The 18,194-nt window shown below is 72.6% G+C and carries 18 protein-coding genes; 12 read left to right on the top strand and 6 right to left on the bottom strand.

Annotated elements, in window-relative coordinates; all coding sequences use genetic code 11:
* The first annotated feature begins 30 nt into the window (after positions 1-30).
* Both ACTIF1_RS19610 and ACTIF1_RS19605 read left to right on the top strand, forming a co-directional pair.
* Positions 31-357 (top strand): addiction module toxin RelE, encoded by a 327-nt coding sequence (locus tag ACTIF1_RS19610; RefSeq protein WP_439598147.1) that lies wholly within the window; start codon positions 31-33, stop codon positions 355-357.
* Entirely contained in the window at positions 347-661 is a 315-nt protein-coding gene (locus ACTIF1_RS19605) for a helix-turn-helix domain-containing protein (protein WP_439598146.1), read from the top strand. Before ACTIF1_RS19610 ends, ACTIF1_RS19605 begins: the two co-directional genes overlap by 11 nt.
* A gap of 7 nt (positions 662-668) precedes the next feature.
* Here ACTIF1_RS19605 and ACTIF1_RS19600 read toward each other — a convergent pair whose 3' ends face one another.
* The 3 genes from ACTIF1_RS19600 to ACTIF1_RS19590 all read right to left on the bottom strand — a co-directional run bounded on the left by ACTIF1_RS19600 (position 669) and on the right by ACTIF1_RS19590 (position 3,590).
* On the bottom strand, positions 669-1,646 hold the full coding sequence (locus tag ACTIF1_RS19600; protein ID WP_439598145.1) for a cyclase family protein: 978 nt from the start codon (positions 1,644-1,646) through the stop codon (positions 669-671).
* Between the two features lie 103 nt (positions 1,647-1,749).
* Positions 1,750-2,985, bottom strand: coding sequence for an aminopeptidase (locus ACTIF1_RS19595; protein ID WP_439598144.1), 1,236 nt, complete (start codon positions 2,983-2,985; stop codon positions 1,750-1,752).
* A 17-nt stretch (positions 2,986-3,002) separates the two neighbouring features.
* Entirely contained in the window at positions 3,003-3,590 is a 588-nt protein-coding gene (locus ACTIF1_RS19590) for a TlpA disulfide reductase family protein (RefSeq protein WP_439598143.1), read from the bottom strand.
* Positions 3,591-3,608: 18 nt separating this feature from the next.
* On the opposite strand from ACTIF1_RS19590, the gene argH reads away from it, so the two are divergent.
* From argH to ACTIF1_RS19570, 4 genes are all read left to right on the top strand, one after another.
* Complete coding sequence (gene argH, locus ACTIF1_RS19585) at positions 3,609-5,003, top strand: argininosuccinate lyase (RefSeq protein ID WP_439598142.1); 1,395 nt, start codon at positions 3,609-3,611, stop codon at positions 5,001-5,003.
* Entirely contained in the window at positions 5,000-5,125 is a 126-nt protein-coding gene (locus ACTIF1_RS19580; protein ID WP_280864807.1) for a hypothetical protein, read from the top strand. Before argH ends, ACTIF1_RS19580 begins: the two co-directional genes overlap by 4 nt.
* Positions 5,126-5,145: 20 nt before the next feature.
* The gene (locus tag ACTIF1_RS19575) at positions 5,146-5,757 is read left to right on the top strand and encodes a TetR/AcrR family transcriptional regulator (protein ID WP_439598141.1); all 612 of its coding nucleotides are present in this window, start codon (positions 5,146-5,148) and stop codon (positions 5,755-5,757) included.
* Between the two features lie 84 nt (positions 5,758-5,841).
* Positions 5,842-6,261, top strand: a complete 420-nt coding sequence (locus ACTIF1_RS19570) for a DUF2852 domain-containing protein (RefSeq protein WP_439598140.1) — start codon at positions 5,842-5,844, stop codon at positions 6,259-6,261.
* Here ACTIF1_RS19570 and ACTIF1_RS19565 read toward each other — a convergent pair.
* Positions 6,243-6,611 carry a winged helix-turn-helix transcriptional regulator gene (locus ACTIF1_RS19565; protein ID WP_439598139.1) on the bottom strand — a complete coding sequence of 123 codons (369 nt, stop codon included), beginning with the start codon at positions 6,609-6,611 and terminating at the stop codon, positions 6,243-6,245. The two genes, ACTIF1_RS19570 and ACTIF1_RS19565, sit on opposite strands and share 19 nt — an antisense overlap.
* A 104-nt stretch (positions 6,612-6,715) precedes the next feature.
* Here ACTIF1_RS19565 and ACTIF1_RS19560 point away from each other — a divergent pair, with 104 nt between their 5' ends.
* From ACTIF1_RS19560 to ACTIF1_RS19545, 4 genes are all read left to right on the top strand, one after another.
* A complete protein-coding gene (locus tag ACTIF1_RS19560; RefSeq protein WP_439598138.1) occupies positions 6,716-7,324 on the top strand; it encodes an NAD(P)-dependent oxidoreductase in 609 nt (202 codons plus the stop codon).
* 106 nt (positions 7,325-7,430) lie between these two features.
* On the top strand, positions 7,431-8,774 hold the full coding sequence (lysA, locus tag ACTIF1_RS19555) for a diaminopimelate decarboxylase (protein WP_439598137.1): 1,344 nt from the start codon (positions 7,431-7,433) through the stop codon (positions 8,772-8,774).
* Entirely contained in the window at positions 8,771-11,425 is a 2,655-nt protein-coding gene (locus ACTIF1_RS19550) for a DUF4175 domain-containing protein (protein ID WP_439598136.1), read from the top strand. The genes lysA and ACTIF1_RS19550 overlap by 4 nt, the downstream gene beginning before the upstream one ends.
* A gap of 5 nt (positions 11,426-11,430) precedes the next feature.
* The gene (locus ACTIF1_RS19545; RefSeq protein WP_439598135.1) at positions 11,431-11,967 is read left to right on the top strand and encodes a GNAT family N-acetyltransferase; all 537 of its coding nucleotides are present in this window, start codon (positions 11,431-11,433) and stop codon (positions 11,965-11,967) included.
* Here the strand turns inward: ACTIF1_RS19545 and ACTIF1_RS19540 are convergent.
* Entirely contained in the window at positions 11,957-13,636 is a 1,680-nt protein-coding gene (locus ACTIF1_RS19540) for a diguanylate cyclase (protein ID WP_439598134.1), read from the bottom strand. The two genes, ACTIF1_RS19545 and ACTIF1_RS19540, sit on opposite strands and share 11 nt — an antisense overlap.
* Positions 13,637-13,851: 215 nt before the next feature.
* Between ACTIF1_RS19540 and ACTIF1_RS19535 the strand changes: the two genes are divergently transcribed.
* Positions 13,852-14,694 (top strand): alpha/beta fold hydrolase, encoded by an 843-nt coding sequence (locus ACTIF1_RS19535; RefSeq protein ID WP_439598133.1) that lies wholly within the window; start codon positions 13,852-13,854, stop codon positions 14,692-14,694.
* A gap of 13 nt (positions 14,695-14,707) precedes the next feature.
* On the opposite strand, the gene ACTIF1_RS19530 is transcribed toward ACTIF1_RS19535, so the two are convergent.
* Complete coding sequence (locus ACTIF1_RS19530) at positions 14,708-15,472, bottom strand: hypothetical protein (RefSeq protein WP_439598132.1); 765 nt, start codon at positions 15,470-15,472, stop codon at positions 14,708-14,710.
* 182 nt (positions 15,473-15,654) lie between these two features.
* On the opposite strand from ACTIF1_RS19530, the gene hrpB reads away from it, so the two are divergent.
* Positions 15,655-18,117: an ATP-dependent helicase HrpB gene (gene hrpB / locus ACTIF1_RS19525; RefSeq protein WP_439598131.1), complete on the top strand. Its 2,463-nt coding sequence runs from the start codon at positions 15,655-15,657 to the stop codon at positions 18,115-18,117.
* Positions 18,118-18,194: the final 77 nt, after the last annotated feature.

The raw sequence follows: 18,194 nt of genomic DNA, 5'->3' as shown, positions 1-18,194 counted from the left end.
TGATCCGCCATTGGCGTATATCTGGCGCTGATGCAGTTCCTCCGCACCCGCCGCTTCATGAAGGATGTGAAGCGGCTGGCGATGACGGAGGCGGAGCTTGAGGCGCTGGAAGCCACCATCGCCGCCCGGCCGACGGCGGGGGACGTGGTGCCGGGCCTCAAGGGCCTGCGGAAGCTGCGCTTCGGCTTCGGCGGGCGTGGCAAGCGCGGCGGAGGGCGCTGCATCTATGCGCTGGTGATGAACGGCGGCCTCGTCGCCCTGTTGCGCGCCTATGCGAAGAACGAGGCGGATGACCTGACGCCGGAGGAGCGCCGGCAGGTCGTCGCCCTGTTGAAGGAGATCGAAGATGCCGGATGACAGCGAAAGCTTCGGCGCCGGCCTGGCGGAGGCGCTGCGCGAGGTGCGGGACTGGCAGCAGGGCCGCGCTGCGCTGCAGGTAGTCAATCGCAACCCGATGCCTCCGGAGCGGATCCGCGCCATCCGCAAGCGGCTTGCGAAATCCGCCCGCGCCTTCGAGCAGAAATTCGGCATCCCGGCTGCCACGCTGAACAATTGGGAACAGGGTCGCCGCGCGCCGGACCCCGCCGCGCGGCTGCTGCTGGAGGTGATGGAGCGGGAGCCGGAGGCGGTGGAACGCGCCGCCGCCGCCACCGCCACCTGATCTGGAACTAGAGAATCGCCGTCGGCGCCACCGTGCTGCCGGAGCCGCCCTGCACCTTCAGCGGCTGCAGCAGGAAGGCGAATTGCCGTTCCGGCCGGCGTGCCAGCTCATCCAGCTTCAGGTTCTCCAGCAGATGCACGCCATGCACCACCAGCGCCAGCTGGTGCACGGGGAGCGACGCATCGGGCATGGTCTTGGAGGGCGCGCATTCCACCGGCCAGTTGTCCGCCCCCATCAGGATCGGGTTGCGCGAAATCAGCCATTCCGCCGCCGCCACGCCGATCCCGGGGCAGCTTCGCACATAGCGCGCATTCTCCCGCCCCCAGAGCGTGCCCCAGCCGGTGTGGATCAGCACGGCATCGCCTTCCGCCAGCTGGGTGTTCTGGCGGCGCAGCGCCTCCTCCAGATCCGCCACGGTGATCTCGTAGTCATCGCCCAGCACTGGCACGCCCTTGGCGCCGGCGACGTCGATCAGCACGCCGCGGGTGAAGATGGTGCCGATGGTGTGCACGCCCATCTCGGTGAAGCCGGCGCGGCCGGTGATGCTGGGCATGTCCACGCAATTGTAGACCTGGTCGCCGATGGTCTGGTGCGGGAAGGCGTCGAGCTGGGTGCCGACCTGGCCGATCTCCGTGATGACGATCTCCTCGTTCGAGCCGCGGCGATTGGGCTCCGGGTTCATGAAGGTGCGCTTGGTGTGCAGGTCGAAGCGCCGGGTGCCGAAGAAGGGCATGGTGGGCGCCAGCACATGGCCGAGCTCCACCATCTCCCCCGTGCGGATCAGGCTGGAGGCGGATTGCGCGCGCGCCGGCGTCATCAGGTTCATCGAGCCGCGGCGGTCATTCGGCCCCCAGCGGCTGGGGCAGCGCTGCGCGGCGGCGGGGGGCGACCAGCCTTGCGCCTGAACGGGCGTTGCGGCCAGGTGGCCGGTGCCGCAGGCCAGGCAGGCGGCACCGAACAGGCCGCGGCGCGATATCTGTCTCATGGCGTTTCATCCCGGTTCTTGGGCCGGCGGCTGTGACCGCCGCCGGCACCGGGACGCTAAGCCATATTTCTGCCGCGCAACGCTCGTCGCGCGGATTTGCTGGTCAGACGGCCACGAACTCGCCGGCGCGCATCAGCGGCTCCACCGCGCCATCCTTGGTCACGCCATCCACGTCCAACTGGCCGCTGCCGATCATCCAGTCGATGTGGATGAGGGAGGCATTGGCGCCGCGCTCCGCCAGCCGGTCCATCGGCACGCCGGCGGCATCCCGCAGGCAGGTGGTATAGGCCTGGCCGAGGGCGATGTGGCTGGCGGCGTTCTCGTCGAACAGCGTGTTGCGGAACAGCAGCCCGCTGGCGCTGATGGGCGAGGAATGCGGCACCAGCGCCACCTCGCCCAGCCGCGCCGCGCCCTCATCCGTCTCCAGAACCTTGCGGAGGACCTCCTCGCCCTTGGAGGCATGCGCCTCGACGATCCGCCCTTCCTCGAAGCGCACCACGATGTCCTCGATCAGCGTGCCGGCATAGGCCAGCGGCTTGGTGGAGCGGACGGTGCCGTGCACGCGCAGGCGGTGCGGCGTGGTGAAGACCTCCTCGGTCGGGATGTTCGGGTTGCAGGTGATGCCGTTCTTCGCCGGCTCCGCCCCGCCGGCCCAGAGATGGCCATCCGCCAGGCCGAGGGTCAGCTCTGTGCCCGGGCCGCGATAGCGTAGCTCGAGATAATCCTTGTTGTTCAGGTAGGTGGTGCGGGCGTGCAGGCGGGCATTGTGCGCCGCCCATTCCGCCACGGGGTCGGCCACATCGACCCGGCAGGCCGCGAAGATCGCGTCCCACAGCTTGGCCACCGCCTCGGCCTCGGGAATGCCCGGAAACACCTCCCGCGCCCAGCCTGGGGTGGAGGCGGGGACCAGGTTCCAGTTGATGGCGAAGCTGGTGATCAGCTCCAGCGCCGGGCGATAGGCGATGGAGCGTGCGCGGTTGGACCGCGCCACCTTCTCCGGGTCCTGCCCGGCCAGCAGGGTCGGGCTCTCGCCGACCACCGCGAGCCGCGCGGCATTGCCGCGAAAGGCCTGCGCCATCCCCTCGAAAAGCCAGCCGGGGGCGACATCGAAAGCCTCGGGCGCGGCGTGGCGATAGCGGGCCAGCGCCACCTCGTCATCGCCGATCAGCGGCGTCACCAGCGTGGCGCCGGCCTGGTAGGCATGCACCGCGATGCGGCGGACCAGGGGCAGGGCCTCCACCGGGCTGGTCATCACCAGCTCCTGCCCCGGCTGCAGGTTCAGCCCGACCCGCACGGCCAGCGCCGCCAGCTTGTCGAGCCGGGTTTCGAAATCGGTCATGGTGGAGGCGTCCTATCTCAGGTCCGGGTGCTGGTTTCGGCGCTGGCCGGAGTGCGGGTCAACCGGCGGATGGCGGCCACCACCTCCGGCTGGTCCCATTCGGCCTCGCCCATCAGGCGGGCCACTTCCAGGCCGCGCCGGTCGATGATGAGGGTGGTGGGCAGCACGCGCACCTGAAGCGCCCGGCCGGTGGCGCCGCGCGGGTCCAGCCAGATGGCCAGGCGGCGGAGGTTGGTGCGCTGGTAGAAGGGCTCCACCTGGGCGCGGCCGCCGCGGTCATTCGACAGGGCCAGCACCTCGATCCCGTCGCGGGCCACCATGCCGTGCAGCCGGTCCAGCGCCGGCATCTCGGCGACGCAGGGCGGGCACCAGGTGGCCCAGAAATTCACCACCAGGGCCTTGCCGCGAAACCCCTCGAAGCCGAAGGGCTTGCCCTCCGCGTCCGTGAAGGACAGGCCCTCGGGCAGCGGCTGGGGCTCCGGGTGCTCCACCAGCCTTTGCAGGCCATTCGCCCGCGCGGCTTGGCGCGCCCCCATCGTGGCGAGTAGGGTCGCGCAGGTCGCGGCCCCGAGCAGGGTGCGGCGGCTGCCGGATTTCCAAGACACCTGCGAAAGACCTCCTCCGTGACCGAACAGCGTGCGAGCAACGACCTCTGGGGCGGGCGCTATGCCGAGGGCCCCTCCGCCATCATGCGGGAGATCAATGCCAGCATCGGCTTCGACCGCAAGATGTGGCGCCAGGACATTTCGGGGAGTCTCGCCCACGCCGCCATGCTGAAGCATGTAGGCATTATCAGCGCCGAGGACGAGGCTTCCATCCGCCAGGGTCTCGCGGACATCGCCAAGGAGATCGAATCGCAAGAATTCGTCTTCAGCGATGCGCTGGAAGACATCCACATGAATATCGAGGCGCGGCTGACCGAGCGGATCGGCGAGGCCGGCAAGCGCCTGCACACCGCGCGCAGCCGCAACGATCAGGTGGCGCTGGATGTCCGCCTCTGGACCCGCGACGCGATCGATGGGCTGGACCGGCAGATCGCCGATGTGATGCGCGCCCTGGTGGCCCGCGCCGCCGAACATGCCGGCACGGTGATGCCGGGCTTCACCCACCTGCAGCCGGCCCAGCCCACCACCTTCGGCCACCACCTGCTGGCCTATGTCGAGATGCTGTCCCGGGATCGCGGCCGGCTGGCGGATTGCCGCAAGCGGCTGAACGAGAGCCCGCTGGGCGCGGCGGCGCTCTGTGGCACCGGCTTCCCGATCGACCGGCACATGACGGCCGCCGCGCTCGGCTTCGATGGCCCGATGCGCAACAGCCTGGATGCCGTCGCCTCCCGCGACTTCGCCGCGGAATTTTTGTTCGCCTGCGCCATGTGCGTCACCCACCTGTCGCGCCTGGCGGAGGAGGTGGTGATCTGGACCAATCCGTACTTCGGCTTCGTGAAGCTCTCCGACGCCTTCACCACCGGCAGCTCCATCATGCCCCAGAAGCGCAACCCGGATGCGGCGGAGCTGGTGCGCGGCAAGACCGGTCGCGTCTTCGGCGCGCTGGTGGGCATGCTGACCGTGCTGAAGGGCCTGGCGCTGACCTATGGCAAGGACATGCAGGAGGACAAGGAAGGCATTTTTGATGCCGCCGAGACCCTGGCCCTGTGCCTGGCCGCCACCGGCGGCATGGTGCGGGACATGCAGCCGCAGCCGGAGCGGCTGAAGGTGGCCGCCGGCGCCGGCTTCTCCACCGCGACCGACCTGGCCGACTGGCTTGTGCGGGAGCTGAAACTGCCCTTCCGCGACGCCCATCATGTGACCGGCAAGCTGGTGGCGATGGCGGAGGCGGCGGGGCTGGACCTGGCCGGGCTGACGCTGGAACAGATGCGGCAGGTGGAACCGCGCATCAGCCAGGGCGTCTTCGATGTGCTGACGGTGGATGCCTCGGTGCGGTCCCGCACCTCCTTCGGTGGCACGGCGCCCGAAAATGTGGCGCGGATGGCGGCGGAATGGCAGGAGAGACTGGCATGAGGCTGTTCATCGCCCTGCTGCTGGTGGCGGGCACGCTGGCCGCCTGCGGGCGCGCCGGCGGCATCCGCCCGCCCGGCCCGCCCGACCAGGTCACCTACCCCCGCGCCTATCCAAGCCGCTGAGGCGGCGCTAATGGGGGCAAATGTCAAATGACAACACATCAGCCCCCATTGGGCCCCCGCCTCCCGCCGACCTCGCCGCCCGCCGCGGCTACCATCACGGCAATCTGCGGGAGGCGCTGCTGGAGGCCGCCCGCCGGCTGACGGCGGAGCGCGGCCCCTATGGCTTCACCCTGGCCGAGGCGGCGCGTCTGGCCGGGGTCTCCCCCTCCGCCCCCTATCGCCACTTCAAGGACCGGGACGAGATGCTGGCCGAGCTGTGCCGGCGCGGCTTCGCCCTGTTCGGCGCCCGGCTGAAGGCGGCGGCGGAGGCCGGCGGGCTGAACGCCATGGGCCCCGCCTATCTCGGCTTCGCGCGGGAGGAGCCGGGCTATTACGGCGCCATGTTCGACTGGCGCGCCCCGCCCGGCGTGGCGACGGAGGACAGTTTTGGCGCCCTGGTCGGCGCCATCGCCCGCCAGCTGCCGGAGGGCGCGGGGCGCCAGCAGGCGCGCCTGCTGGCGCTGCAGGTCTGGGCGGTCTCGCATGGGGTGGCCGGGCTGGAGCGCGCGGGCATGCCGCGGCCGGGCAGCGGCGCGCCGGATGCGGAGCAGGTGCTGGGCGATGCGGTGATGCGGCTGCTGCGCGCACCTTGATGTGAATCTTCCTTACATATTTCTTGCAAGGCTCCGGCGTGGCTGGTAAGTGAATGTTCGTCACATTCACAAAGGAAGCCGCCCGTGTCCGCCGCACTGCACCCGATCCCCCCTCTCGCATTGCCGCAGGGCGGCTGGCGCGGCGCGCTCCGTGGCTGGCGCCTGCCGGTCCTGGTCGCGGGCTTCATCGCCTGGTGGCCGGTCGGCCTCGCCCTGCTCAGCTTCTTCACCTGGAGACACGCCATGTTCTGCTCGCCCCGCCACCTGAAGCGCCGCGCCCGCGCCGCCATGGAGGGCGCCTTCGCCCCCGCCTCCTCGGGCAATGCCGCCTTCGACGAGCACCGGGCGGCGGTGCTGCAGCGGCTGGAGGCCGAGCGCCGGGCGCTCGATGCGCAGCAGGCCGAGTTTACCGGCTTCGTCGCGCAGCTGCGTCGCGCCAAGGACCAGGAGGAATTCGACCGCTTCATGGCCAGCCGCCGGGCTGGTCAGGCCCCGGCATCGTAGCGCGCCTGGGCGGCCTGGACCTCCGCGATATGGCGCTCCGCCCAGTCGCGCAGCAGGTCCAGCCGCTCGGCCAGCGTCGCGCCCAGCGGGGTGATGGCATATTCCACCGTCACCGGCACCGTCGCGAAGGCGGTGCGACGCACCAGCCCGTCCCGCTCCAGCCCCTTCAGCGTCTGCGACAGCACTTTCTGGGACAGGCCCTGCACCCGGCGTCGCAGCGCGTTGAAGCGCAGCGGCCCCTCCGCCAGCAGGCCCAGCAGCAGCACCGCCCATTTGTCCGCGATCCGATCCAGCACCACGCGCGTGGGGCAATCCGACGCATAGCAATCGGGGGTCAGCGTATCGGCCATGGCGGTTTCCTCGGGGTGACCTGGTGAGAAATTGGTGCCTTCTTCACAGCAGATACCGAATTGGGCATCTGGTTTCCATTAGAAACCACTGTGGAGCATGCATCGTGAAGATCGCCGTCATCGGGGCCAGCGGCCGCGCCGGGTCCGAAATCCTCAAGGAACTCGCCGCCCGCGGCCATAGCCTCACGGCCATCGCCCGCAATCCGGCGCGGATCGCCCCGCTGCCCGGCATCACCGCCCGCCAGGGCGATGTGCGGGACCAGGCCGGCCTTGCCGCGCTGCTCGCGGGGCAGGATGTCGTCATCAGCTCGGTGATGTTCCTGGACAGCGATGTGGAAACACTGCTGTCCGCCATCCGCCAGGCCGGCGTGGCCCGCTACCTGGTGGTCGGCGGCGCCGGCAGCCTGGAGGTGGCGCCCGGGGCGCGCCTGCTCGACCAGCCTGGCTTCCCTGCCGCCTACCATGCCGAGGCCAGTGCCGGCGCCGCCTTCCTCGACCGCCTCAGGCAGGAGACGGCGCTGGACTGGAGCTTCCTCTCCCCCTCCGCCGAATTCTTCGTCGGCCCGCGCACCGCGAAATTCCGCCTCGGCGGCGACCAGCTGCTGACCGGTCCGGAGGGCAGCCGCATCTCCTTCGCCGACTATGCCATCGCCATGGCCGATGAGGTGGAGCGCCCGGCCCATTCCCGCCGGCGCTTCACCGTGGGTTACTGAGCCCGGCCCGATGACCGGAGGGCCGGATGGCCCGCAGGTCTGAACCGGCCCGGAGACTCACAACCGAAAGCTTGGCGAGTGCCGGTCGTGCCCCCAGAATAGGGGCATGGCCGCACCCGCTCCCCTGCTTCACCCGGATCTCGACCCCAGCTTTGCCGAGCTGCTCGCCCTCCGCCCGCAGCTCCGCATGGACCCGCTGGCCGGGCTGATGATGGAGGAGGTGCCGCTGGCGCGCATCGCCGCCGCCGCCGGCACGCCGACCTGGGTCTATTCCGCCAATACCCTGCGCCGGCGCCTCGCTGCGCTGCAGGGCGCGCTGTCCGACGCCCGCCTCGGCGCGCAGGTGCATTTCGCGGTGAAGGCGAACCCCAACCTCGCCGTGCTGCGCATCCTGGGCGAGGCCGGGGCCGGCGCCGATGTGGTCTCGGAAGGCGAGCTGCGCGCCGCCCGCGCCGCCGGGATCCCGGCCGCCCACATCGTCTTCTCCGGCGTCGGCAAGACCCTTTCGGAAATTCGCCTGGCCCTGGCCGAGGACATCCAGCAGATCAATGCCGAAAGCGCGGAGGAGGTGGAGATGATCTCCGCCGTCGCCACGCAGATGGGCCGCACCGCGCGGGTGGCGCTGCGGGTGAACCCCGATGTGGACGCCAAGACCCACGCCAAGATCACCACCGGCAAGTCGGAGAACAAGTTCGGCATCGCCATCGGCGACGCCCCGGCGCTCTATGCCCGCATGTCCAGCCTGCCGGGCATCCAGCCGATCGGCGTCGCGGTGCATATCGGCAGCCAGATCACCGCGGGGCTTTCCGCCTATCGCGTCGCCTATGGCCACCTGGCCGACCTGGTCCGCGGCCTGCGCGCCCAGGGGCTGTCGGTGGAGCGGGTGGATTGCGGCGGCGGCCTTGGCATTCCCTATCGCGACGAGCCGGCGCCGAACCCGGCGGCGCTGGCCGGCGCCATCCAGGCGACGCTGGGCAATCTCGGCGTCGAGCTGATGGTGGAGCCCGGCCGCTGGATCGCCGGCCCCGCCGGCGTGCTGCTCGCCTCCGTCGTGCTGCAGAAGCAGGGGGCGGAGCGCCGCTTCGTGGTGCTGGACGCCGCCATGAACGACCTGGTGAGGCCCGCCATGTACGATGCCTGGCATGGCATCCTCCCCGTCGCGCCCGCCGATTTCACCGCCGCCATCGCGCCAGCCGATGTGGTCGGGCCGATCTGCGAATCGGGCGATACCTTCGCGCGAAACCGTGGCCTTCCGCGTCTCGATGCGGGTAGCCTCGTCGCCTTGCTGGATGCGGGAGCCTATGGCGCGGCGATGAGCAGCACCTACAACAGCCGGCCCCTGGCCGCGGAGGTCCTGGTCGAGGGCGACCGCTTCGCCGTGGTCCGCGAACGCCAGACCCAGGACGCGCTGCTGGCCGGGCAGCGCCTGCCGGACTGGTTCGCCGCATGAGCGGCGGGCGCGAGGCTTCCCCGCTTCGCGCCCTGCCGCGGCGCCGGCGGCTGGCCAGGCTGGCGCTGGGCTGGGAAAGGCTCTGGCCCGCCCTCTGGCCGCCGCTCGGCGTGCTCGGCCTGTTCCTTCTGGTTGCCCTGCTCGGCCTGCCGCTGCTGCTGCCGCCCTGGCTGCGGCCCTTCCTGACCTTCGCCTTCGCGCTGGCCATCGCCTATGCCGCCTGGCGCGGCTTCCGCGGCCTGGCGGTGCCGGGGGCGGAGGAGGCGGATCGGCGGCTGGAGGCCGCCTCCGGCCTCGCGCACCGGCCGCTCGCCGCGCTGGCGGACCGGCCGGCGGGGGATGACCCCGTGGCGCTGGCCGTCTGGCAGGCGCATCGGCGCCGCGCCGCGGCCTCCATCCAGGCGCTGAAGGTGGGCCTGCCGCGGCCGGGGCTCGCCCGGCGGGACCCGATCGCGCTGCGCACCGGCCTCGGCCTCGCGCTCGGCGCCGCGCTGGTGATGGCGGGGACGGAGGCACCGGAACGGCTGCGCCGCGCCCTGCTGCCGACGCTCGGCGTCACCGTCGCGCCGCCCGCGCTGCGGCTGGAGGCCTGGGTGACGCCGCCCGCCTATACCGGCGCCGCGCCGATCTTCCTCGATGCCGCCGGCGGCAGCCTGACGGTGCCGCAGGGCAGCCGGCTGCAGGTGGCGCTCTCGGGCGGCAGCGGCGGCGCGCCGGAATTGCAGCTGGGGACGGAGGCCTCGCCCTTCCGCGCGCTGGATGCCCGGTCCTGGGCGGCGGAGGCACGGCTCGACCAGGGCACGCGGCTGGCGATCCGCCGCGATGGTTTCGAGGTGGCGGCCTGGACCCTGACCGTGCAGGCGGACCAGCCGCCCACCGCCCGCTTCACCGAGGCCCCCGCCCGCGCCCCGCGCGGCCTGGCGCTGCGGCTGCCCTGGCGGGCCGAGGATGACTGGGGGCTGGTCAACCTGGCCGCCGAATTCCGCCTGGTGGCGCGGCCCCAGGCCCCGGCGCATGTGCTGGAGATCAATCTGCCCTCGCCCCAGCCGCGGGAGGCGCAGGGCATCTCGGCCCCCGATCTCTCGGCCCATCCCTGGGCGGGGCTGGAGGTGGAGGTGCAGCTGCGCGCGCGGGACGCTGCGGGGCAGGAGGGTCGCTCCGCCACCGCGCGGCTGACCCTGCCGGAGCGCGCCTTCACCCATCCCGTGGCCCAGGCGCTGATCGCCATCCGCCGCGGCCTGTCCCTGGACCCGACGGCCCGCCCGCCGGCGCAGGCCGAGCTGGACCGGCTGTCGGCCGAACCCGAGGCCTTCGAGCACGACACCACCACCTTCCTGGCGCTGCGCGCCAGCCGCCACCGCCTGACCCGCGACCATCGGCCGGAGGCGGTGGGCGAGGTGCAGGAGACGCTGTGGGAGACGGCCCTGGCGCTGGAGGAAGGCCGCGCCGACCGCACCGCCCGCGCCCTGGAACAGGCCCGCGCGGAACTGCGCGCGGCGCTGGAACAGCAGCTGCGCGAGCAGCAGGAACAGCAGGCGCAGCGCACCCCGGAGCAGGAACAGCAGGCCCAGGCGCAGCGCGCCGAGACCGACCGCCGCATCCAGGAACTGCGCGACGCCGTACGCCGGCACTTGGAGGCGCTGGCCGAGCGGCTGCAGCAGGAGAACGCGGAATCGATGACCAGCGATCCGCAGAACCGCCTGATGGACCGCCGCGACCTGGAACGCCGCACCGACCGCATGCGCGAGGCCAACCGCCAGCAGCGCCCGCAGGATGCCGAGCGCGAGCTGGCGGAGCTGGAGGAGATGCTGCGCGCGCTGGAGGAAGGCCGCTCCGCCCGCAACGAGGCGCAGGAGCGCAACCGCCAGCAGCGCCAGCGCGGCCAGCAGCAGATGGGCGTGGTGCAGGACATGGTGCGCCGCCAGACCGGCATGCTGGACAGCGGCCACAGGCGGGCCGAGGCCGAGGCGCAGCGGCGGGAGGCGGATCGCCGCGCCCAGCAGCTGCAGAACCGCGCCCCCTGGGCCCGCCCGCAGGACCAGGCGCCGCAACAGCAGCAACAGCAGCAGCAGCGCGCCGAAGCCGAGTCCGAGGCGCGCGCCGAATCGACGCGGGAGGCGCGCACCCAGCGGGCGCTGCGCCGCGCGCTGGGCGAGGTGATGCAGCAATTCGGCGACCTGGCCGGGGAAATCCCCGCGCCCCTCGGCCGCGCCGACCAGGCGATGCGGGAGGCGCAGGAGGCGCTGGAACAGGGCGGCGATGCCCGCACCCCGCAGCAGACCGCGATCCGCGAATTGCAGGAAGGCGGCCGCCAGATGGCGCAGCAGATGCAGCGCCAGTTCGGCCAGGGCGAGCCGGGCGAGGAGGGGGAGGAAGGCGAGGGCGAGATGATGGGCCAGGGCCAGGGCCAGGACGGCCAGCAGGGCGGGCAGGAGAATGCCCAGGGCCAGGGCCAGGGCCGCGACCCGCTCGGCCGCCGCACCCGCGAGGCCCCCGGCGCCCAGGACAATGGCAGCGACACCCGCGTGCCAGACGAGGCCGAGCAGCTGCGCACCCGCCGGATCCAGGAGGAGCTGCGCAAGCGCGGCGCCGAGCGCGGGCGGCCGCAGGAGGAGCTGGACTATATCGACCGGCTGCTGCGGCGGTTCTGACGCAGATGCGCATCTGCGAGGAGCCGGTCCCCGGCAGCCTGGCGCGGCTGATCGCCCTGCACGCCGACTGGTACGGCCGCCACTGGGGCTTCGGCCTGCCCTTCGAGGCGAAGGTGGCCGCCGAGCTCGGCGCCTTCGCCGCCAGCCTGCCGCGGGAGGATTGCCGGCTGTTCCTGGCGCTGGACGCGGCGGGCCAGGTGCAGGGCGGCATCGCGCTGGATGGGCGGGCGGGCCGGCAGGCGCGCATCCGCTGGTTCATCCTGGCGGAGGGCGCCCGCGGCGGGCTGGGCCGCCGGCTGCTCGGCGCCGCGCTGGACTTCGCCGCGGCGCGTGGCTTCGAGGCGGTCTGGCTCACTACTTTCGCGGGGCTGGAGGCGGCGCGGCGGCTTTATGAGGCGGCCGGCTTCCGGCTGGAGGAGGAGGCGCCGGATTCCACCTGGGGGGTGCGCGTGACGGAGCAGCGCTTCGTCCTGGCGCCGGTCACGGCGCCTCCGGCGACGCAGGGGGCCGGCGCGGCCGGCCCCGGATCCCTCACACGGTGACCGCCTCGCTGAAGGTGACCCGGTTCCGCCCCTCCGCCTTCGAGGCATAGAGCGCCCGGTCGGCCTCCTTCAGGGCGCGCTGCAGGGTCATGTCGCTGGTCGCGACGACGGCGACGCCCACCGAGATGGTCACGCTCGGCAGCGCCGCATTGGCATTGGCGATGGTCAGCTCGGCCACGGACCGGCGCAGGGCCTCCACCCGCGTCGCGATCTCCGCCCCGCTCACCTCGCTCATCAGCAGGACGAATTCCTCGCCGCCATAGCGGAACAGCCAGTCGCCTTCCCGGACCTGCCGCCGGATATGGTCGCAGACCGTGACCAGCACGAGGTCGCCGGCGGCATGGCCATGCACGTCGTTGAACTTCTTGAAGTGGTCCACATCGAACATGACCACGGCGAGCGGGCGGCCGAGGCGGAGGCTCTGCGCGATCTCCTTCTCGCCCACCACCTCCAGGTAGCGGCGGTTGAAGGCGCCGGTCAGCGGGTCGCGGATCGCCTGTTCCTTCAGCGACTCGCGCAGCTGGATATTGGCCACGGCCAGGCCGAGCTGGCGCGCCGCCATCTCGGAGAACTGCGCCGTGCTGGCATCGAAGACCGGGTCGCAGCAGGCCCTGCCGGCCGCCGGCCGGACCGCGAAGGCGAGCAGGCCGATGGTCTCGCCATAGGCGATCAGCGGCAGGCAGAGGCTTTCCCCCGCCTCTTCGCCGCCGCATTGATGGGCGCAGCGCGGTGCGCCGGGGCTGGAGCGATGGATCTGCCCCCGGCGGAGACCCCAGCAATGCTCGGGCAGCACCACCTCCGGCGTGTCGCCGCCACCCCATTGCGCATGCCGCACCAGCTGGTTTCGCGAGGCCGCATAGAGGTAGAGCGCGCCGGAGCGGTCGGGAAAGAGCCGCTCCAGGAAGGTGCTGGCGAGGGCGCCGATCTCCTGCATCGACTTGCAGCTCTGCAGGAAGCTGTTGATCTCGTTGAGGCGGCCGACGTGATTCCGCTCGACCTGCAGGCTCCGCACATTCTGCTCGATCAGCAGCACCTGCTCCGCATGCAGCTTCGCGGATTTCAGCCGGTGGCGATGCTCCCGCCGCATGAAGATGAACAGCACCAGGATCAGGGCGCCGCAGGTCAGGGCGAAGGCGAGCATGGAGACGACGGAGGCCTGCCACTGGCGGTCGTACTCCGCCTGCCGCTCCGCGAGCAGCCGCGACTCCTCCGCCGACATCTCCTGCAGGATGGCCTTGCTGGCGTCCATGTTGATGAGGCGGCCGTCCTGGCCGTCGGCGCTGCCCAGATGGATGGCGGCCGACATCTCCTCCAGCCGTTGGGCGATGGTCCCGCGCAGCGCGGCGACACGCTCGACCTGCAGGGGGTTGTCATCCACCTCGGCCAGCAGCGCGTCCAGCTTCATCGGGATGGAACCGCCGGCGGCGTAGAACTGGGCCAGGTAGCGACGGTCGCGGGAGACGAGATAGCCGCGTTGCCCGCTTTCGGCCCCCAGCAGCGTGGTCAGCAGGTCCGACATCAGCCGCTCGGCGGTCAGCGTGTGATTGACCCAGACGGTCGCCTGCGACAGCGCCTGCAGATTGGCGTGGACGACCAGGCTGTTGAACACCACGCCGACCAGGCCCGCCGTCAGCAGGCCGAAGCTGCGCAACCATGTCCTGACGCTCATCGAGGGTCCGTTTTCGTAGACGCCATGCAAGGGCGTGGGATCTGCAACCTGGCCGTGAATTCCCATCTTGCCTCTACAACGTCAACGAAGTGCGGCCTGCGGCAATGGAAGGATTTGTCGTCTGCCCGGCGATCCGCGAAAGGCGCTGCCGCGCGCGGCGCGGCTCGCGCCCCGGCCGCGATCCTGTAGGCTGCGCGGCAGGAGGACCCCGCCGCATGGACTTCACCGCCCCCGCCCGCCGCCTCGGCACGCTGGAAAGGCCCGACTGCACCCTGGCCTATGAGGTGACGGGCAGCGGGCCGCCGATCGTCTTCGCCCATGGGCTGGGCGGCTGCTACCTGTCCTGGTTCCAGCAGGTGGCGCATTTTGCCCAGCGCTACACCTGCATCGCCTTCTCCCATCGCGGCTTCTTCCCCTCCACCGCGCCGGCGGGCGGGCCGGATCCGCGCGACTATGCGGGGGACCTCGCCGCGCTGGTGGACCATCTGGGGCTGGGGGATATCGCGCTGGTCTGCCAGTCCATGGGGGGCTGGACCGGGGTGGAATATGCCCTGGCCCGGCCCGGCCGCGTGAAGGCCCTGGTGCTGGCGGCGACCACCGGCTCGCTCGACCCGCGGCAGATGCGGGAGCCGGCGCGGGGGCGGCTGGAGGGCTGGAACGCCGAATCGGCCAGGGCCCGGGCCGCGATGGTTTCGCAGAACATCCACCCGGCCGCCGGCCCCGCCATGGCGGCGCGGCAGCCGGCGATGCACCACCTCTATGCGCAGCTCGATCGGCTGAGCGCCGGGCTGGACAAGGAGGCACTGCGCGCACGGATGGGGGAGATGCGTTGCCGCCCGCCGGCCGACCTCGCGGCGGCGAAATGCCCGGTGCTGTTCATCCCGGGCGGCCAGGACCAGGTGATTCCGCCCTTCGCCCTGGCGGCGATGGCGCCGGAGATTCCGGGCGCCCGCCTGGCGCCAATCCCCGATGCCGCCCATTCCGCCTATTTCGAGCACCCCGCCGCCTTCAATGCCCTGGTCGAGGCCTTTCTCGCCGAGGTTGGGCACGCCGGCTGAAGGGCCTGCCTCCTCAGCCCCGGTTGGCGCAGGCCGAGGCCGCGATGCGGCAGGTGGCCATGGGGTCGCGGGACCGGCATTCGGCGATCGCCTGCTGCTCCGCCGCCACCTGCGTCCGACCGCTGCCGGCCGAGAGGGAGGTCACGGTGTAGGAGGAGGGGTCGGAGGTCATGAACATGGCCCATTGGCTGCGCCGCACGCCATGCGCCGCGGCGGCGCAGGCCTCCGTCGTCTCGGCGATCACGCGGCAGCCGGGGCCGCCGGCGGTGCAGCCGCGCTCGGCCAGGCGATGCGCCGTCATCCGGTCCGGCTCCCCCACCACCAGGCCGAAGGCGGCGGAGGGGGTGCGGGCGCCGTAGATCACGCCATGGGTCACGCCGTTGCGCGCCGAGGCCGGCCGCACCGGCGCGGCCTGGGGCGCGGCCGGGGGCGCCGTCTGGGGCGCGGGCTGCTGCACCCGGTGCAGCACCGGCTGCACCAGGCCGGCGGGGGCCGCCGCCTGGCCGCGGCCGGTGGCCTCCGCGCTGCCGCGACGATTCTGGTTCGCGAGATAGCCGACCGCCGCGGCGCAGCGCACCTCGCAGGCCCGCGCCGCCTGGGCGGGGTCGCTGCCGAGGCGGGCGCGCGCCGTCTGCAGGCATTCGGCGCGGCACATGGCGCCGGCCTGGGCCATGGGGCTGCTGGCGCCGCCCCGCGCCGGCTGGCCCTGCGCGTCCGCCAGTCCGGGCAGGCTGCAGAGAACGAGGCCGGTCAGGAGCCGGATCAGGGTGGGGCGCATCGTCGGTGTCCTCGGGGTGCGGCGCCCGGGTTTCGGGAACCGCGTCGGATCGACGTTTTGCCGGCTGGACCTTGCGGGGCGATGTTGCCGCATTGCGATGAACAGGGCGTTTGCTTCGCGCGTCTCGCGCCCCGCGACATGCGATGTGACTTATGTTTCGCGCCGGTTTAGGCATCGCGCCGATGATGCTCCTCCCCGAACTGCCCGTCTCCGAGGCCCTGCCGCGCCTGGCGGAGGCGCTGCGTGAAGGCGCCAATGCCGTGCTGGTGGCGCCGCCCGGCGCCGGCAAGACCACGCTGGCGCCGCTGGCGCTGATGGACGAGCCCTGGGCGCAGGGGGCGAAGATCCTGGTGCTGGAGCCGCGCCGGGTGGCGGCGCGGGCGGCGGCGCGGCGGATGGCGGAGCTGCTGGGGGAGGGCCAGCCCGGCGGCACCATCGGCCTGGCGACGCGGCTGGATCGCATGGTCTCCGACCGCACGCGGGTCGAGGTGGTGACGGAAGGCCTGCTGGTGCGGCGCCTGCAATCGGATCCGGGGCTGGATGGCGTCGCCGCCGTCCTGTTCGACGAGGCGCATGAGCGCAACCTCGATACCGACCTGGCGCTGGCCTTCTGCCTCGACCTGCAGCGGGCGCTGCGGCCGGAGCTGCGGCTGCTCGCCATGTCCGCCACGCTGGATGTTTCGCGCTTTGTCGGCCTGCTGGGCGATTGCCCCGTCATCGAAAGCCTCGGCCGTGCCTTCCCGGTGCAGGTGGAGCATCGCCCGCGCGACCTGAAGGAGGCGCGGGAGCTGCCGGAGGCGATGGCGGGCGCCATCCGCGATGCGCTGCGGGCGCATCCCGGCGATGTGCTGGCCTTCCTGCCCGGCTGGGGCGAGATCCGCCGCACCGCCGAACGTCTGTCGGGCCTCGAGGCCGAGGTGCTGCCCCTGCATGGCGAACTGCCGCCGGCCGAGCAGGACCGCGCGCTGAATCCCTCGACCCGGCGAAAAGTGGTGCTGGCGACCTCGATTGCGGAAACCTCGCTGACCGTGCCGGGGGTGCGGATCGTGGTGGATGGCGGCTTCCGGCGCACGCCGCGGCTGGACCCGGCCAGCGGCCTCGCGCGGCTGGCCACGGTGCGGATCAGCCGCGCCGCGGCGGACCAGCGCGCCGGCCGCGCCGGGCGCACCGCGCCGGGCGTGGCGATCCGCCTGTGGTCGGAGGCGCTGCATCGCGGCCTGCCCCTGCAGGACCGGCCGGAGATCCTGGAGGCGGAGCTTTCGGGCCTGGCGCTGGATTGCGCCGCCTGGGGCGCGGCGCCGGCCGAGCTGCCCTTCCTCGATCCGCCGCCGGCCGGCGCGCTGGCCGCGGCGCGGGCGCTGCTGCGGGACCTGGATGCGCTGGACGGGGAGGGGCGCATCACCGCCATGGGCCGGTCCATGGCGCGGATGGGCACGCATCCGCGGCTGGCGCGGATGCTGCTGGCGGCGGTGGATGAGGGGGAGCGCGCCCTGGCCGCGGACCTCGCCGCGCTGCTGGAGGAGCGGGACCCGCTGCGCGGCCGCGACCAGCCGGCCGATATCAACCTGCGGCTGGAACTGCTGCATGGCGCCGACCATCGGGATGCGGATCGCGCCACCATCCAGCGCATCCGCCGCGCCGGCGCGCTGCACCGGCGGCGGCTGAAGCTGCATGGCACGGCGCTGCCCGGTGGCGAGGCAGGACCATTGCTGGCGGCGGGCTTCCCGGACCGCATCGCGGCGAAACGCGGCAGCATGGATGGCGCCTTCCGCCTGGCGTCGGGGCAGGGTGCGCGGCTGGGCGCGACGGACCCGCTGTCCCGCGCCCCGCTGCTGGCCGTCGCCGACCTCGAATTGCAGGGCACCGAGGCGCGCATCCGCATGGCCGCGCCGCTCGATCGCGCGGCGCTGGAGGCGCGCTTCCCCGAACGGCTGCGCTGGGTGGAGGGTGCTGCCTTCGACGCCCGCGCCGGCGCCGTGCTGGCCCGCCGCCGGCTGGTCTTCGGCCCGCTGGTGCTGGAGGACCACGCCCTGCCGAGCGCCGACCCCGCCACCATCGCCGCCGCCCTGGCCCAGGGCATCGCGGAGCGCGGCCTGCGCGACCTCGACTGGTCGAATGCGGCAAGGCAGCTGCGCGCCCGCATCGGCTGGATGCGCCGCGCGGAGGGCGAGGCCTGGCCCGATCTCTCGGATGCCGCCCTGGTGGCGACTGCCGCCGAGTGGCTGGCGCCGCATCTGCACGGGCGCACGAAACTGGCCGAGGCCAAGGCCCTGGACCTGGTCGGCGTGCTGCGGGCGATGCTGCCCTGGGACCAGCAGAGGCGCCTCGACGCCGCGCTGCCGGCGCGGCTCGACCTGCCCGCCGGCCGGTCGGCGGCCGTCGATTACGACCGGGAGGTGCCGACGCTGGAGGCGCGCGCGCAGCATCTCTTCGGGCTGGAGCGCCTGCCACCGCTGGCCGGCGGGGCGGTGCCGCTGCAGGTTTCGCTGCTCTCCCCGGCTGGGCGGCCGGTGGCCATCACGGGCGACCTCGCCGGCTTCTGGCGCGGCGCCTGGGCCGATGTGCGGCGCGACATGCGCGGCCGCTACCCGCGCCATCCCTGGCCGGAGGAGCCCTGGGCCGCGGCACCGCCGCCGGCCCGGTAGCAATTCGCAACCCCCGGCCCGCTTGACCGTCTCGTCCGCATGGCGCCCGCTGGGGCGAAGACCATATCCATCGCATC

Source organism: Falsiroseomonas sp. (genome assembly GCF_051860665.1).
GTDB lineage: Bacteria > Pseudomonadota > Alphaproteobacteria > Acetobacterales > Acetobacteraceae > Falsiroseomonas.
The sequence above is the reverse complement of the archived record's forward strand: the minus strand, read 5'-3'. Positions and strand labels throughout refer to the sequence as shown.

Bases quoted from the DNA above. Each gene is read 5' to 3' on its own strand.
- ACTIF1_RS19610 (WP_439598147.1), top strand. From the start codon at position 31: ATGCAGTTCCTCCGCACCCGCCGCTTCATGAAGGATGTGAAGCGGCTG.
- ACTIF1_RS19605 (WP_439598146.1), top strand. From the start codon at position 347: ATGCCGGATGACAGCGAAAGCTTCGGCGCCGGCCTGGCGGAGGCGCTG.
- ACTIF1_RS19600 (WP_439598145.1), bottom strand. From the start codon at position 1,646: ATGAGACAGATATCGCGCCGCGGCCTGTTCGGTGCCGCCTGCCTGGCC.
- ACTIF1_RS19595 (WP_439598144.1), bottom strand. From the start codon at position 2,985: ATGACCGATTTCGAAACCCGGCTCGACAAGCTGGCGGCGCTGGCCGTG.
- ACTIF1_RS19580 (WP_280864807.1), top strand. From the start codon at position 5,000: ATGAGGCTGTTCATCGCCCTGCTGCTGGTGGCGGGCACGCTGGCCGCC.
- ACTIF1_RS19575 (WP_439598141.1), top strand. From the start codon at position 5,146: ATGTCAAATGACAACACATCAGCCCCCATTGGGCCCCCGCCTCCCGCC.
- ACTIF1_RS19565 (WP_439598139.1), bottom strand. From the start codon at position 6,611: ATGGCCGATACGCTGACCCCCGATTGCTATGCGTCGGATTGCCCCACG.
- lysA (WP_439598137.1), top strand. From the start codon at position 7,431: ATGGCCGCACCCGCTCCCCTGCTTCACCCGGATCTCGACCCCAGCTTT.
- ACTIF1_RS19550 (WP_439598136.1), top strand. From the start codon at position 8,771: ATGAGCGGCGGGCGCGAGGCTTCCCCGCTTCGCGCCCTGCCGCGGCGC.
- ACTIF1_RS19545 (WP_439598135.1), top strand. From the start codon at position 11,431: ATGCGCATCTGCGAGGAGCCGGTCCCCGGCAGCCTGGCGCGGCTGATC.
- ACTIF1_RS19540 (WP_439598134.1), bottom strand. From the start codon at position 13,636: ATGAGCGTCAGGACATGGTTGCGCAGCTTCGGCCTGCTGACGGCGGGC.
- ACTIF1_RS19535 (WP_439598133.1), top strand. From the start codon at position 13,852: ATGGACTTCACCGCCCCCGCCCGCCGCCTCGGCACGCTGGAAAGGCCC.
- ACTIF1_RS19530 (WP_439598132.1), bottom strand. From the start codon at position 15,472: ATGCGCCCCACCCTGATCCGGCTCCTGACCGGCCTCGTTCTCTGCAGC.
- hrpB (WP_439598131.1), top strand. From the start codon at position 15,655: ATGATGCTCCTCCCCGAACTGCCCGTCTCCGAGGCCCTGCCGCGCCTG.